At 71.0% G+C, this 13,999-nt stretch carries 13 protein-coding genes; 3 read left to right on the top strand and 10 right to left on the bottom strand.

Annotated elements, in window-relative coordinates:
* Nucleotides 1-67 precede the first annotated feature (67 nt).
* Nucleotides 68-1,105: a DMT family transporter gene (locus ACWD0A_RS00495; protein WP_451293174.1), complete on the top strand. Its 1,038-nt coding sequence runs from the start codon at nt 68-70 to the stop codon at nt 1,103-1,105.
* On the opposite strand, the gene ACWD0A_RS00490 is transcribed toward ACWD0A_RS00495, so the two are convergent.
* Together ACWD0A_RS00490 and ACWD0A_RS00485 are read right to left on the bottom strand one after the other, a co-directional pair.
* Nucleotides 986-2,308 carry a peptidoglycan DD-metalloendopeptidase family protein gene (locus ACWD0A_RS00490; protein WP_451293172.1) on the bottom strand — a complete coding sequence of 441 codons (1,323 nt, stop codon included), beginning with the start codon at nt 2,306-2,308 and terminating at the stop codon, nt 986-988. The genes ACWD0A_RS00495 and ACWD0A_RS00490 overlap by 120 nt on opposite strands.
* Before the next feature lie 368 nt (nt 2,309-2,676).
* Nucleotides 2,677-3,426: a DeoR/GlpR family DNA-binding transcription regulator gene (locus ACWD0A_RS00485; protein ID WP_451293525.1), complete on the bottom strand. Its 750-nt coding sequence runs from the start codon at nt 3,424-3,426 to the stop codon at nt 2,677-2,679.
* A 265-nt stretch (nt 3,427-3,691) separates the two neighbouring features.
* Between ACWD0A_RS00485 and gndA the strand changes: the two genes are divergently transcribed.
* Nucleotides 3,692-5,134 (top strand): NADP-dependent phosphogluconate dehydrogenase, encoded by a 1,443-nt coding sequence (gene gndA / locus ACWD0A_RS00480; RefSeq protein WP_451293170.1) that lies wholly within the window; start codon nt 3,692-3,694, stop codon nt 5,132-5,134.
* Nucleotides 5,135-5,491: 357 nt separating this feature from the next.
* On the opposite strand, the gene ACWD0A_RS00475 is transcribed toward gndA, so the two are convergent.
* The 7 genes from ACWD0A_RS00475 to ACWD0A_RS00445 all read right to left on the bottom strand — a co-directional run bounded on the left by ACWD0A_RS00475 (nt 5,492) and on the right by ACWD0A_RS00445 (nt 11,125).
* Nucleotides 5,492-6,202 carry an aspartate/glutamate racemase family protein gene (locus ACWD0A_RS00475; RefSeq protein ID WP_451293168.1) on the bottom strand — a complete coding sequence of 237 codons (711 nt, stop codon included), beginning with the start codon at nt 6,200-6,202 and terminating at the stop codon, nt 5,492-5,494.
* A gap of 48 nt (nt 6,203-6,250) precedes the next feature.
* Nucleotides 6,251-7,063, bottom strand: a complete 813-nt coding sequence (locus ACWD0A_RS00470; RefSeq protein ID WP_451293166.1) for an MBL fold metallo-hydrolase — start codon at nt 7,061-7,063, stop codon at nt 6,251-6,253.
* Nucleotides 7,064-7,285: 222 nt separating this feature from the next.
* A complete protein-coding gene (locus ACWD0A_RS00465) occupies nt 7,286-7,627 on the bottom strand; it encodes a GNAT family N-acetyltransferase (protein ID WP_177147333.1) in 342 nt (113 codons plus the stop codon).
* A 73-nt stretch (nt 7,628-7,700) separates the two neighbouring features.
* Nucleotides 7,701-8,117 carry an aspartate 1-decarboxylase gene (gene panD, locus ACWD0A_RS00460; RefSeq protein ID WP_451293163.1) on the bottom strand — a complete coding sequence of 139 codons (417 nt, stop codon included), beginning with the start codon at nt 8,115-8,117 and terminating at the stop codon, nt 7,701-7,703.
* 689 nt (nt 8,118-8,806) lie between these two features.
* A complete protein-coding gene (locus tag ACWD0A_RS00455; protein WP_451293161.1) occupies nt 8,807-9,220 on the bottom strand; it encodes a hypothetical protein in 414 nt (137 codons plus the stop codon).
* 317 nt (nt 9,221-9,537) lie between these two features.
* On the bottom strand, nt 9,538-10,083 hold the full coding sequence (locus ACWD0A_RS00450) for a pyridoxamine 5'-phosphate oxidase family protein (RefSeq protein ID WP_451293159.1): 546 nt from the start codon (nt 10,081-10,083) through the stop codon (nt 9,538-9,540).
* 223 nt (nt 10,084-10,306) lie between these two features.
* The gene (locus ACWD0A_RS00445) at nt 10,307-11,125 is read right to left on the bottom strand and encodes a DUF4386 domain-containing protein (protein WP_451293157.1); all 819 of its coding nucleotides are present in this window, start codon (nt 11,123-11,125) and stop codon (nt 10,307-10,309) included.
* Nucleotides 11,126-11,240: 115 nt separating this feature from the next.
* Here ACWD0A_RS00445 and ACWD0A_RS00440 point away from each other — a divergent pair, with 115 nt between their 5' ends.
* Nucleotides 11,241-11,951: a TetR/AcrR family transcriptional regulator C-terminal domain-containing protein gene (locus tag ACWD0A_RS00440; RefSeq protein WP_451293155.1), complete on the top strand. Its 711-nt coding sequence runs from the start codon at nt 11,241-11,243 to the stop codon at nt 11,949-11,951.
* Between the two features lie 382 nt (nt 11,952-12,333).
* On the opposite strand, the gene ACWD0A_RS00435 is transcribed toward ACWD0A_RS00440, so the two are convergent.
* A complete protein-coding gene (locus ACWD0A_RS00435) occupies nt 12,334-13,377 on the bottom strand; it encodes a hypothetical protein (RefSeq protein WP_451293153.1) in 1,044 nt (347 codons plus the stop codon).
* Nucleotides 13,378-13,999 lie beyond the last annotated feature (622 nt).

Raw genomic sequence — 13,999 nt, 5'->3', positions numbered from 1 at the left:
GGCAGTACGGACAAGTGCCTGCTCAAGAACGACGACGTGGAAGCAGAAGGGGGACAGGGTGGTCACCATGAGCTCCCTCGCGCTGTCCGTGCTCCTGTCCCTGGTCTCCGCGGTCGCCTACGCGGCCGGGGCGATCCTCCAGGAGCACGTGGCGACCACCACGCCGTCCCGCACCTACGCGCCGCTGAACCACGCCGGCTGGTGGGTGGCCGTCGTGCTCAACGGCGTGGGCGCAGTGCTCCACGTCGTGGCGCTGGCGTACGGGCCGCTCAGTGTCGTGCAGCCGCTCGGCGCGCTGACGATCGTGTTCGCGCTGCCGATGGCAGCGGTGTTCGTACGACGCGGGGCGGGCGCGACCGCGTGGCGCGGCGCGATCATGGCGACCGTCGGGCTCGCGGGGCTCCTCGCGCTCACCGGGGGCTCCGCCTCCCAGTCCCTGAGCGGGGCGGAACGCGCGGTGCTCGCGGCGGTGACGGTCGGCACCGTGGCCGTGCTCTTCCTGGGCGCCCAGGGGGTGCACCGGCCGATCGTCCGCAGCGTGCTGCTGGCCTGTGCGGCGGGCGTCGCCTTCGGCATCGCCTCCGTGTTCACCAAGACCGTCGCCGTCGACTGGGACTGGGCCGCGCCGCTGACCCAGTGGCCGAGCCTGCTCGTCGTGGCCGTGTTCGCGGTCGGCGGGCTGCTGCTGTCCCAGGCGTCGTACCGCGGAGCCGGGCTCGCGGCGCCGCTCGCCACGGTCACGGTGGTCAACCCCGTGGTGGCCGCGGCGGTGGGGATCACGCTGTTCGGCGAGGACTTCCGCTACGGCGTCGCGGGCACGGTGCTGGCGCTCGGCTGCGGTGTGGTGGCCGCGGGCGGGCTGATCCTGCTGACGATCGAGCGGCTGGGCAACGGTGCCCACCCCCCGCACCGGCACGCTCCCCGTGGACGACCGGACAGGCACGTGCCGTTGCGGGGCGATCGAGTCGCCGCCCAGCGCGCCGGCTCAGATCGACACGCCGCCGGCCCTGAGGTAGGCGAGGGGGTCGATGTCGGAGCCGTATCCGGGTCCGGTGCGGATCTCGAAGTGCAGATGCGGTCCCGTGCTGTTGCCGGTGGATCCTGAGCGGGCGATCCGCTGGCCGGACGTCACCTGCTGGCCGGCGCGCACGGTGAGCGCCGACAGATGCGCGTACTGGCTGTACCTGCCGTCGCGATGGCGTATGACGATCTCGTAGCCGTACGCGCCGGCCCAGCCGGCCGACACGACGGTGCCCGGCGCGACGGCCTTCACGGAGGTCCCGGTGGGCACGGGGAAGTCCACGCCCGTGTGGTACCCGCTCGACCAGGAGGAGCCCGCCTTGCGGTACGCGGTCGACGGGCCGGCGGCCACGGGGGCGCTGAAGCCGGCGTGCCGGTCGGGCGCGGCCTCGGCCGGGGTACGCGGCTTGGGCTCGGTCCGCGGTTTCGGCGCCTGCCGCTGGGGCTTGCGCGGTTCGGCGGACCGCTTCTGGGACCGCTGTTCGGGCTTCGCCGCGGGTTCCCCGCGCCGCTCGGGTGCTGTGCGTTCCGGGCTGCCGGACCGCGGGGCGTCGGTGCGCTCTCCGCCGGCGGCGCGTTCCTTGTTGCCGGGGCGCTTCTCGGCGTTGCCGGGGCGCTTCTCGGCCGGTGCGGCCGGAGCAGCCGGTGCGGCCGGTGCTCGCAGGACGAGCCGCTGGCCGGGGAAGATCAGATCGGGGTCGTCACCGACCACGGCGCGGTTCTGCGCGTACAGCCGCTGCCAGCCGCCCCTGACCCGCTCCTGCTGCGCGATGCGGGACAGCGAGTCCCCGCGGGCGACCGTGTAGCCCTCGCGCTGCGTCGGCACGGTCGTGGGCGACGCGGCGCGTTCGGATCCGCGCAGCCGCTCCGGCTCGGCGGGTCCCGCCGGAGTGATGCCCGGTGCGTCCGCGCCCCGAGTGAGCCCAGCGCGCTCCGAACAGGTGGGCCACGCGCGCGGGCCCTGCCCTTCGAGGACCTTCTCGGCGACGGCGATCTGCTGGTCCTTGGTGGCGAGGTCGGCACGCGCGGCGTACCGCGTGCCGCCGTACGCCTCCCAGGTGGCCTGGCTGAACTGGAGCCCGCCGTAGTGGCCGTTGCCGGTGTTGACCTTCCAGTTGTTCGTGGACTCGCAGGCCGCGACCTTCTCCCAGGCGTCGACGGACGCCGCGTGGGCCGATCCCGCGCCGATGAGGGGCAGCGCCATGCCGGCGCCGCCGGCGGTGACGGTGAGCGAAGCGCGGTTGATACGACTCGGCTGATATCGACGGTGCCGACCGGTTCCGGCCATGGTGTGCTCCCCCACTACATGTAGGTCACGCATGCAGGTCATGCCGCAGGCGGCCAACGTAGGGGCGGAATACGGAGGGTGACAAGGTTTCAGCCCGAGAGTGTCCGGAAAGCTGCCCCGGTCCCGGCCGAAGTCGCACCGCCGGGCACGGTTTACGGCTCCACCACGATCTTGCGGCCGCGGCCCGCCCGGAACTGCTCCATGGCCTGCGCGTACCGTTCCAGCGGCAACCGGTCGCGTGGGGCATGTGTTCTCCTGATCGTTCGTCGCGGCTCGGGTGTCCACGGGCGTTTCCGGGTACGCCGAACCCGCCCGGCGGCCCGGGTGCGGCTGATATGGCTCTTGTGGCGGGGCTTCGACGGCGCGGCTCAGACGCGGACGACCTGCGGCCCCATGAGGGAGTAGCGCTGGGCCTCGGCCGAGGACAGGCCCGTGTCGGTGACGACGGTCTCGAAGTCGCCGACGTCGGCGAAGCGGCAGAAGCTCACCGCCCCGAACTTGCTGTGCACGCCGGCGAAGACTCGCCGTTGCGCGCTGCGCATGGCCTGCGCCTTGACTTCGGCGACGGCCGGGTCGGGCGTGGTCAGTCCGTACGCGCGGGAGATGCCGTTGGCCCCGACGTACGCCAGGTCGATGACGAAGCCGGCGAGCATCCGGGTGGCCCAGTGGTCGACCGTGGCCATGGTCTGGCCGCGCAGCCGGCCGCCGAGCAGCAGGACGGCGGTCTTCTCGGCGTCCGCGAGGACGGATGCCACGGCCAGCGAGGCGGTGACCACGGTCAGCGGCCGGTCCCTCGGAAGGTGTTCGGCGACGAGCTGCGGGGTGAAGCCCTCGTCGACGAAGACCGTCTCCGCGTCACCGAGGAGGTCGGCGGCGGCCGCCGCGATCCTCGACTTCTGCGGTACCCGGCGCGTCGTGCGCATCGCCAGCGTCGTCTCGAAGTCGGCGCTCTCGACCGGGTACGCGCCGCCGTGCGTGCGCCGGACGAGTTCGTGCTCCTCCAGGGTGTGGAGGTCGCGGCGGATGGTCTCCTTGGCCACCTCGAGCCGGGCGGCCAGCGCGTTGACCTCGACCGACCCGTCCCGTCGGGCGGTGTCGAGAATGGCCCGCCGGCGTATGCCCGTTCCTGCCCGTTTCGCCGAGCGCGTCGTCGCTGGTCGGCCGCCTGTGCGCGGGCGCGACGGGCCCCATCGGCGCCCGCTTCGCACGTGACGGAGTCCGAACGGTGCCCGAGTGCGGCACGAGGGGGCCGGGCAGAGTGCGGAACGCCGCCCGTGCGTCGAGGATCGGTGAATGGCCGGGGCCGCCCGCACGTATGCGTATCCGGAACAGCGGGCAGTGACGGCACGGACGGATCTTCCGACGGACTCCAGGAGCACACGCATGAGTGGTACAGCCCAGATCGGTGTCACGGGACTCGCGGTGATGGGCCGCAACCTCGCCCGCAATTTCGCGCGCAACGGGCTCACCGTGGCCGTGCACAACCGCACCGCGGCACGGACGCGCGCGCTGGTCGGGGAGTTCGGTGACGAGGGCACGTTCGTCGCGGCCGAGTCGGCCGAGGAGTTCGTCGCGGCGCTGGAGCGGCCCCGCCGGCTGGTCGTGATGGTGAAGGCGGGCGAGGCCACGGACGCGGTGATCGAGGAGTTCGCGCCGCTGCTGGAGGAGGGCGACGTCATCATCGACGGCGGCAACGCCCACTTCGCCGACACCCGCCGGCGCGAGAAGGAGCTGCGGGAGCGCGGCATCCATTTCGTGGGCGTCGGCATCTCCGGCGGGGAGGAGGGCGCGCTGAACGGGCCCAGCATCATGCCGGGCGGTTCGGACGAGTCGTACGCCTCGCTGGGCCCGCTCCTGGAGCGGATCGCCGCGAAGGCCCCGGACGGGACGCCGTGCGTCACCCACGTCGGTCCCGACGGCGCGGGCCACTTCGTCAAGATGGTCCACAACGGCATCGAGTACGCCGACATGCAGCTGATCGCCGAGGCGTACCACCTGCTGCGCGCGGTCGCCGGATACTCACCGGAGCAGATCGCCCGGACGTTCCGCGACTGGAACAAGGGTCGGCTGGACTCGTACCTGATCGAGATCACCGCCGAGGTGCTGGCGCACACGGACGCGGCGACGGGCGAGCCGTTCGTGGACGTGGTCACCGATCAGGCGGAGCAGAAGGGCACGGGCCGCTGGACCGTGCAGATCGCGCTCGACCTGGGCGTGCCGGTGTCGGGGATCGCGGAGGCGGTGTTCGCCCGTTCGCTGTCGGGGCACGCCGGGCTGCGCGAGGCGTCGCGGGCGCTGCCCGGCCCTGTGCCGGAGCCGCTGGGCGCGGATGAGGCGGCCCGGTTCGCCGACCGGGTCGAGCAGGCGCTGTACGCGTCCAAGATCGTGTCGTACACGCAGGGCTTCCACCAGGTGCGGGCCGGCAGCGAGGCGTACGGCTGGGACGTCGACGCGGGGGCGGTCGCGGCGATCTGGCGGGCCGGGTGCATCATCCGCGCGGCGTTCCTGGACCGTATCCGCGCGGCGTACGACGCCCAGCCGGAGCTGCCGAGCCTGCTGTCGGACAAGCAGTTCGCGGAGGAGATCGGGGCGGCGCAGGACGACTGGCGCGAGGTGGTCGCGACGGCGGCGCGTCAGGGCGTGCCGACGCCGGGGTTCGCGGCGGCGCTGGCCTACTACGACGCGCTGCGCGCGCAGCGGCTGCCCGCGGCGCTGACGCAGGGCCAGCGCGACTTCTTCGGTGCGCACACCTACCGGCGGACCGACCGGGAGGGCTCGTTCCACACGTTGTGGGGCGGTGACCGCTCCGAGGTGCGGTCGGACTGAGGCCGCTCCTCCCGGCGGGCGGCCTTCCGTGCCCCGGGCCGGACCGGACCGGCCGCGCCGGCGGCCGGTCCGGGGGGCCGGGTCAGGCAGGGCCCGGCTGGGGTTCGGGAGGCGGTACGGGCTCCGGAGCAGGGCCCGGCGGCGTGGGGATCGGATCCGGTGCGGGGCCCGGCTGGGGCGTCGGCGTCGGCACCGGCCCCGGCAGCGGCCCCGGGTCGGGGGGCACGCCGGGATCCGGTGTGGGGACGGGAGGTGCGGGGTCGGGGTGGGGGTGGGTCATGCCGGACCTCCAGAGTGCGAAGTCGTGCGTTCCCAGTCTCTACCGGTGCGCGTTCCCACCCTCGCCGGGTCCAGTCGTCAGGCCACCGGATGCGGCGAGACCGGAGGCCGCGGACCGGACGCGGGGGTGCCGTCGGACGCCGAGCGCGCCGGTGCCGGGCCGGCGGACAACGCGGCCTCGGCCGCGGCCCGCAGGCCGGGCTCCGGGCTGGAGAGCACCGGCAGCGCCGTCCGCGTCCGGGCCGCCGCGTCCGCCATCGACGCCTGGGCCAGCACGACGACGTCCGCGTCGCGCACCCGGTCGACGGCGGCCGCGACAGCGTCGAGGTAGCCGTCCCGGTCTCCCGCCTCGAAGCGCTCCCAGGCGTCCTCGACGACCAGCGTCCGCAGCCGTGGCTCACGGCCGCGGGCCTCCTCGCGGACGAGGGCCGCCGTCGGTTCCACCGTGCTGGCGACGGTGGCCACGATCACGACCCGCTCCTCGCGGGCCGCGGCGGCGCACATGGGCCTGTCGACCCGCAGCACGGGGACGCCGGACCGGGCGGCGGACGCCTCGGCCACGCCGCCGATGGTCGAGCACGTGCACAGCACGGCATGGGCGCCGTCCGCGGCGGCACCGGCGATGACGTCGGCGACGGCGGCCTCGACCGCGTACGGACCGTCGCGCCGGGCCCGCGCGAGCAGGTCCTCGTCGACGAGGTGGCGGAGCGGCAGGGCGGGGTGGTGCGTGTCGCGCAGGGCGTCGAAGACCGGGACGTGGACCGGGGAGGTGTGCAGCAGTGCCAGCATGCCGGAATGGTAGGGGTACCGCCTCGCACGGGGAGGCCGGCACCGGGCTCATCGAGGGGCGCCTCCTGGTTCGAAGCCGGCGAGCAGTTGCTCCAGCGCCTGCTGGTCGGGGCCGACGAACGGATCGGCTTCGGGCGCCGCGGAGATGTTGTCGATCATCTGCGGGGCGAGGCCGAGCGCGGGAGGCAGGTGGGTGCTCAGGACGGCCTCGGGCGCCATCTCGCGCAGCGGCCGCACACTTGCCGCGTACTTCTCGGGGTCGACGCAGTGGATCCAGGGGCTGTCGACGGTGGCCCACAGCAGTTGCCCCGCCCGCAGCTCGTCGTCCTTGATGTCGCCCGCGGTGGCTCCCCCGGCGAGGTCGGCGCTGGCGATGGGAGCGCCGAAGCAGTCGGAGCTGAAGCAGGCGGCCGACTTGTCGTCGTAGAAGCCGACCGTGGCGGGGTTGTCGAACAGCGGCGGCCGGAAGGCGTGCAGGACCCGGTCGCCGACGTCGAGGGACTGTCCCGGGTTGAGCAGGAAGACCCGGTCCAGGGGCAGGGGCCGCTCGGTCGACATGATGCCGACCGCCAGGTACGTGGTCACGAGGCGCGCCCGCGGCGCCGCGGCCAGCAGCGCGAACAGGCCGCCCGTATGGTCGCGGTCGGGGTGCGTGAGCCAGATCCAGCGCACGTCCTCGGGGTCGACGACGCTGCCGACCATGTCGAGAAAGGTGCGGTCGGGCAGGCCGAGTCCCGTGTCGACGACCACGGGTTCGGCCGCGTGGAGCACGAAGGCGTTGACCGTGAGGTAGCCGATGCCGGGTACCGGCAGGTGGTCGCCGAGGACGCTGATCTCGTGTCCGATTCGGTGAATGGCCATGACTTCTCCGGGAACCCCCCGCGTGCAGGGATCGGATCACGGCTCACGGCGCCGCGGTCACGCGCAGGCCCTGTGCAGTTGAGGCATCCCCCCGGGCCGACATCAGTGCTTCTGTCTCACAGTGTCCCCCCGTGGGGCCGGGCCCGCTGCCGCACAAGGTCCCGGCATGCCCCGGGACCGGCGGTGGGACCGCCGGTCCCGGGGCTCACCGTGCCTTCGCCGTCACAGTTCCGGGTGTGCCTTGACCTGCTCCTCGGCCTCCCGGACGAGATCGGCGGGCGCGGCCGGCGCCTCGTCGGGGTGCTTCAGCGCCCACTTCGCGGCGTACGGGCACAGCGGTACGACGGGGACGTTCTCGCGCGCCGCCGTCGCGTAGAACTCGCGCACGAGGGCGCCCCCGATGCCCTGGCCCTCGTGTCCCGGCTCGACCACGGTGTGCACGGCGACGAGTGCGGCGGTGTCCCCGGCCAGCACGAAGTACGCGATGCGGCCGGCCACCTTCCCGTCCAGGTGCGCTTCCAGCAGCCCTGCGGACCGGTTGTCGCGGATCTCGATCTCTCCCACGGCGGGGTTCTCTCCTCGATGCGTCGGACGGGGCCGCCGACGGGCGGTCCCCGCCGGCGGTGGTACGAGGGGGTCAGACAACGGCGTGGGGGCTGCGCGCGGTGTCGGTGCCCGGCACGGGGGCGGACGCGTCGGCCCCGAGGGCCACGATCCGGTTGGCGGCGTCGACGTGGACGACGCTGGGCACGAGGGCGCGCGCCTCGGCGTCGTCGACCTGGGCGTAGCTGATGAGGATCACGAGGTCGCCGGGGTGGACGAGGTGGGCGGCCGCCCCGTTGATGCCGATGACTCCGCTGCCGCGCTCGCCCTCGATGACGTAGGTCTCCAGGCGGGCGCCGTTGGTGATGTCGACGATGTGCACGAGCTCGCCGGGCAGGAGGTCTGCGGCGTCCATGAGGTCGCGGTCGACGGTGACGGAGCCGACGTAGTGCAGGTCGGCCTGGGTGACGGTCGCGCGATGGATCTTGGACTTGAACATGGTACGCATCATCGAGGTACTCCCGGATGTAGGCTCCCTGCCTGCGTTTATGCAGGTCAAGTGCGGTTTCCTTACCTTACAACGAGTCGCATGTCCGGGCAGCAATCCCCAGATTTTTCAGGACACATGCTGACCACTTGCCGACTTTCCTGACGCGTCGCCATGTCGGATCGGGAGGGCTGCGCCGCCCCATCCACTCCCCTACCGCGACGACGTCGCAAGCCTACGCAACGCTCCTCGGAGGCTCACCGTGATCACCGTCACTGCGGCACCTGGGGCGTGTAATCCAGCCAGCCCCGCAGGGGCTCGCCGACGGCTGGATGGAACACCTGTCCCAGGCAGTCCGGAGCGGGCGCCCTCCTGCACTCCTCAGCCCCTGGGAGGCAGCGCCCCATGCCAGCGCGGAATGGACTGGTCCAGGCGGCGCGCGAATATTGCTGCAGATCCCCGGTTAGCGAACCCGCAGTTCCTCGTGACCATTGTTGTTGCCGCAGGTGACGCTCGGCAGTGGTACATCTCGCCACAGGCGCGGCGCACGGTCGAGCCGTACTCATGGACATGTCCGAAGTCGCAACCATGCTCAACTGGCGGGTCTCACCACGGTATCCGCCGGGTGCGAGGGCCGGGGACCACTCCGGCCGATGTCCCGTCTCAACGGAGTTTGACCAGCAAAATGAAGTCAGACGAAGAGGAGTCACCCTCTACGGGTCTCCAGGGCCGGCGTCTGCGGCTCGCGCGGCGGCCGCCGCCTCCAGTAGGGGCCAGCCGTCGACCTCCACCGCCGCCGCTCCCCCCGGCTGCCACCCGCGGGCCGACGCCGCGTCGAGCAGGGCCCGGACGGCGCCCGGTTCGTGCAGGTTCAGGGAGCCGCCCCGGATGTACCCCACGTCCCCGGAGCCCAGGGCGTATCCGCCCGGGACGTACCGGCCCGGGCCCTCGGCGAAGACGATGCGCAGCGGGCCGCCGGTGCCAGTCGGCTGCGGGTACAGCGTGAGGGTCTGGCGGCAGTCCGCGGACCGGCCGCTGTCCAGCACGCGGTGGCTGTGGCGGAGTGTGCACAGGTAGGCGCGCCCGTCGGCGACCAGCCGGCGGGGCTTCTTCGGATTGCGGGGCACGGAGCCGAGGGTACGCGGCCCGATCCACAAGAGACCCCTGGCGGTGATCGAGCTTCGATGAGACGAACAGGACCGTCGTCAAAACTTCCCTGCGTTCTTCCCCGGGACCGGGCGAGCCCTTCGTATGGTTGGCCCACCCAGGGGCGCCGGCTGTGGCTTTCGAACTTCTGCCGCTTGTGGCTTCCACCGATTGGCCGCCCGACGCCCCACGACGAGTCCGCGGCGTAACCCCGGGCGGGGCTTGTGGCCCGCCCCTCACAGATAGCCCCCGGCACGCTTTCCCCCTGGCGGCCGGGGCTTCCTTATGCGCAGGCCCGCTAGAAGGTGTAGCGGGTGTGGCTGAACACCTGGCCGTCGTGCCCGAAGCCATACGCCGTGCCGGGTGCCACCGCAAACAGCAAGTCGTTGCCCTTGCGGATGCTGTCGCCGAAGCCGTAGAAGGTCCCCTCCGGCGAGGTGATGTGCTCCCCGTACTGCGCCTCGAACGCGGCGACGACCTCGTCCTGCCGCGCCCGGTCCGTCACCCGCTCCGCCGTGCCCTCGATCACGATGTCGAGGCCTTCGGAGAGTGAGTTGTGCCCTGTGGTGAGTGCGCAGTGGGCATTGGCGGCCAGGTTCTTCGCCTTCTGCTCGCCCGGCCCGGTGCTGAAGTGCAGCGCCCCGTCGTGCCAGGCGGCGATCAGCGGCGTGACGTGCAGCCGGCCGTCCGGCCGGACCGTGGTGATCCAGAAGACCTCGGCGGCCCGCAGCTGGCGCTGGGCGTCGGCCCAGTCGGTGGCGGTGACGTTCTCCGCGCCCGGGCGCGGGTTGAGCGCGGAGCTGTAGCGGGCGTCGAGCTCGGTCTTGGGCTGCTTCGGCGTCATGCAGAACTCCTTTCCCTCTTCTTTTGACGAAGGCTACGCAGCCCGGCCCGGCGGCGCTCAGGCCCGGCTTCTGGCAGAGATCAATGAGCACGATGGAACAGCACAGGCAGGACCTTCTGCTCGCGGGATACCGCAACTACCAGCGAGGAACCATGGCGTCCGGCCCCGCCAACCGCATCTCATCGAGTTCTTCGCGAGTGTCGACGGAGGTCTCACCGCCGCATCATCCGCTACGGCCGTCTGGGGGAGCGACCACGAAGTGCGGGCGCGAGACGGAGGGCGCCGACCGACGGCACAGCCGGCCGCCGGCGGGGGTCAAGCGGCGAGGACGATTTTTCGTTTTCGCCGTCTTACTCGTCACCAGGGGTGAGGGGAGCTGGATTGAATCCTTGGTGATGAGCCGGACGGCAAATATCACTTCCCAGGCGAATACTGGGATCGCCATGACCGACCCGACCAGGGAGACCTGCTCGTAGAGCGCGAACATCACAGCGGTCGCCGAAGCGCAGATCAACGAGCCTCCGACAAGTCCCAGGACGGCGATGAACCGTGGCACGAGCCCCGAGCGGTACATCAACCACGCCAGAACCAGCGAGTTCGCCCCCAGGATGAAGTTGGGCCCGAAAAGGAACGTCCAGTCATGGATCGCTACGAGCGTTTCGCCGACCGTGACGAGAGACCCGGTATCGGCACCCGGCGTTTGCGCGAAGTCTCTCCTCAGCGTCACGACCGAGAGGACGCTGATGATGCCGACGACGATGACGGCGGCTTCAAGAAGGCGAGCGCAGACATAGCCCAGCGCGGCCCCCTCGTTCTGCCTCTTGATGATGGGAAACAGTGTGACCCCGGTGCCGATGACGGCTGTCACGAGGACGATCTCGGACAGCGCCCCCAGGAACACCCGAGTATCGGCGCCGGAGCCGACGACGTACTCGGCGCCGTCCAGAGCGGGGCCGTACAGCGCGAGCCCGCCGATCGCGGAGACCTCGGTGAGAAGGAAGAACACACCCGCGACAACAGCGGTCTTTCTTGTTGAGTCCACCCGGACCCTCCACCCCATGAATGGTGTACGGCGTACACCGAAGGTCCAGGGTAGGTGTACGCCGTACACTCGTCAAGGTGGGAAATCCGACTATCCATCAGGGAGTTGATCAGAAATGGCCCAGCAGACGGAGGCAGTGCGCCGGGCGCCTCTGAGCAGGGACCGAGTGCTGCGCGCCGCCGTCGCGCTTGCCGATGAAATCGGGATCGAAGCGCTCAGCATGCGAAAACTCGCGCAGGAGCTGGGTGTGGTGCCTATGGCCCTCTACAAGCACGTCGCCAACAAGGACCAGCTCCTGGACGGCATGGTCGACGTCGTCGTCGGCGAGATCGACCCTCCGGCGCCGGGGTCCGACTGGAAGAGCGCGGTCCGACAGAGAATCCTCTCGGCGCGACGAGCTCTCCTGGACCACTCCTGGGCGGCGCAAGTGGTGCAGTCGCGAGCCCGCCCGACGCCGGTCGTGCTCGCGTACATGGACTCGGTGATCGGAATGTTCCGGACCGGCGGCTTCTCCGTCGATCTGACGCACCATGTGATGCACGCCCTGGGCAGCCGGATGCTGGGGTTCACCCAGGAGTTGTTCGACGCCTCACCGAGCCCCGACCCGGAGGCGCAGGCGGTCGTGGTCCCTGCGGACGCCGGGAAGTTCCCCTACATGACGGAGCTGGCCATGGCAGTCGCCCACGACGAGGAATCCGTCGTGGGCCAAGGCTGTGACGATCAGTTCGAGTTCGAGTTCGCGCTGGACCTCCTCCTGGACGGATTCGAACGACTCCGCCAGCAGGGGTGGACTTCCGCCAACCCTTCGGGGCAGAAGACCGCCTGACGCGGGCGGCAGTTGGGCCGGCGGGTGGACCGGTGCGGCCGACGGCGAACCCTTGCGCCAGGAACAGCGGCTGCTCGGCGGCGGCGATGCGGGGCAGCCGGGCGCGCTGCTCTCCGATGCCACGGCAGCCGTCCAAGGGGCGCAGGACGTCCGGCCAGAGGGCGGCGACGGCGCCGACGTAGGCGTCGGACGCCGAGGGCGACCAGCTGGGCGACGTGGTGAACGCCGAGGCGGCCGGCCTGGTCGCGCAGCTGGTCGGGCCGGACACTGCCCGGCTCGCCCATGCGCATCCTGCCGGACGCGAGCGGACCGCCGGCACCTCAGCGCCCCGCTACAAACATGGGCCGACGCAACTGCCTGGCAGACACCCGGGCAGTGAAGGTTATGGCTTGTCTTCAGGCTCTTCGGGCATCGCGGCTTCGCCCACGGAAGAGGCCCATCCCACCATTGCGCGGTCCTCGAGCCCGTCGTGATCCGGCTCCAGGGCATGGCCGCAGTCGTGTCCGGCATGCTGGATCGACACACCCGTCCATGGAAACGCCGGCCACCACGGGGAATTGTCGTCACTGGAGCCGGAAACGGCCCAGAAGGTCACGAGTTCTCGATCGCTCTCAGTCAGCCAGTCGAAAGCCCCGAGGTGAGCGATAGGGCGGCGGCTCTCAGCCATCCGTACGCCGGCGCAGTTCTTGAGATCGCGGCGTGCTGACTGCAGCTGACCCTCGACTTCAACACGATCGGCCCGGGAGACGGCGACCTCTGCGGTGAGCCGCAGCAGATGGAACTGGTTGCGGGGAACCTGCGCCTGAAGCGTGACCTTGAACGTCTCATCAGGGCCGAACCAGGCGTAGTCGTCGCCAACGGGGCCCACCTGAATGAGCTGAGGCACGTGGTACTCGGCGTGGGGGCTCAGCCGCGCGGACGAGCCATAGTTTCCGCCGAGGATGTCGTCGAAGGGCAGGTCCTTCAACGCGACGGGATCCTTCCGGTATGTGAGGGGTGTCCCGGTGATCTCGTACAGCGACGTCAGCATCCTGACGGGCGTCTTCCCCTTGTTCTCTAGTGTGATCTGTGCGGTCAACTCCACGTGGTCACCGCGGATCTCGACGTTATCGATACTGGTCTCGACCGAGACGATCGGCGGTGCGTTCGACGGCTCGTAGTGGGCGGAATACCAGAACTGGGGTACCGCGAGACTGGCCGCGAGCAGGGCCCCGATGGCTCCAATTCTGCCGGCGACCACGGTGGCCCTGGCAGGCATGTCGGCTGGCACGGTTGGGGGCGATGACGCATCGGCCGGTGGCTGCTCGGGACTCTCCCGCACGTCGCCCCACATCAAGTAGGCCGCGAGAAGACCGGCACAGCCGACGACCATGGCCGTGGCGAACAGCACCGGCTGAAGGACAAAGTTCGACTGGACACGGAACATGACCCAGGAGCTGACCATGAGGACGGCGACGTCGGCACAGATCTGCGCCCACCGGCGTACAGGAGCCCGAGTTCCGGGGCGAAGTGCGACGGTACAGCCGCCGACTATCACTACGGCAGCGCACAGGAGCAAAGCTCCGTCCATTCGTACGCTGAGGTCCAGTCCGCGAAAGACGTCCACGAAACCGACACACCCGATCATCAGCCCATAGACGAGCAGGCAGATGCGTCCGCGCTCGCGTATCCGGCGGTGAAGCCACCGCAGTCCACGGCGAAGCCAACGCGTCCAGCGCCGCAGCCGCCCTCCGGTGACACTCGCCGGCGCGCCGGTGTCCCCTTCGGTCGTGCCCCCGCGAGCACCGGGCGACTGGCCGGGACCCAGGCCGGCATTCCCACTGTCTGTCATTGACCCCCCACGAAGAGCTTCAGGGAATCCTAGGCCGGGCCGCCCATGACGCCTGTGGCCTCCGAGCGTGCTTGCACCGCACCTACGACCAGCTGCGCATGCTCCGGTACAGCGTTGACCGCACCCTGCCCCCCAACTCGCACACCCCGCAGACGGTATACGACGCGATCGAGCAAGTCGCCGGTACCCGACGGCATCGTTCGCCAAGGCGCGAGTC

Source organism: Streptomyces sp. NPDC002867, from assembly GCF_053591895.1.
Note: the sequence above shows the minus strand (reverse complement) of the source record. Positions and strands in the feature narration are given on the sequence as shown.

Coding starts and splice junctions, on each gene's coding strand:
- ACWD0A_RS00470 (WP_451293166.1), bottom strand. CDS start 7,063: ATGGCCATTCACCGAATCGGACACGAGATCAGCGTCCTCGGCGACCAC.
- panD (WP_451293163.1), bottom strand. CDS start 8,117: ATGATGCGTACCATGTTCAAGTCCAAGATCCATCGCGCGACCGTCACC.
- ACWD0A_RS00495 (WP_451293174.1), top strand. CDS start 68: ATGAGCTCCCTCGCGCTGTCCGTGCTCCTGTCCCTGGTCTCCGCGGTC.
- ACWD0A_RS00450 (WP_451293159.1), bottom strand. CDS start 10,083: ATGACGCCGAAGCAGCCCAAGACCGAGCTCGACGCCCGCTACAGCTCC.
- gndA (WP_451293170.1), top strand. CDS start 3,692: ATGAGTGGTACAGCCCAGATCGGTGTCACGGGACTCGCGGTGATGGGC.
- ACWD0A_RS00490 (WP_451293172.1), bottom strand. CDS start 2,308: ATGGCCGGAACCGGTCGGCACCGTCGATATCAGCCGAGTCGTATCAAC.
- ACWD0A_RS00435 (WP_451293153.1), bottom strand. CDS start 13,377: ATGTTCCGTGTCCAGTCGAACTTTGTCCTTCAGCCGGTGCTGTTCGCC.
- ACWD0A_RS00440 (WP_451293155.1), top strand. CDS start 11,241: ATGGCCCAGCAGACGGAGGCAGTGCGCCGGGCGCCTCTGAGCAGGGAC.
- ACWD0A_RS00475 (WP_451293168.1), bottom strand. CDS start 6,202: ATGCTGGCACTGCTGCACACCTCCCCGGTCCACGTCCCGGTCTTCGAC.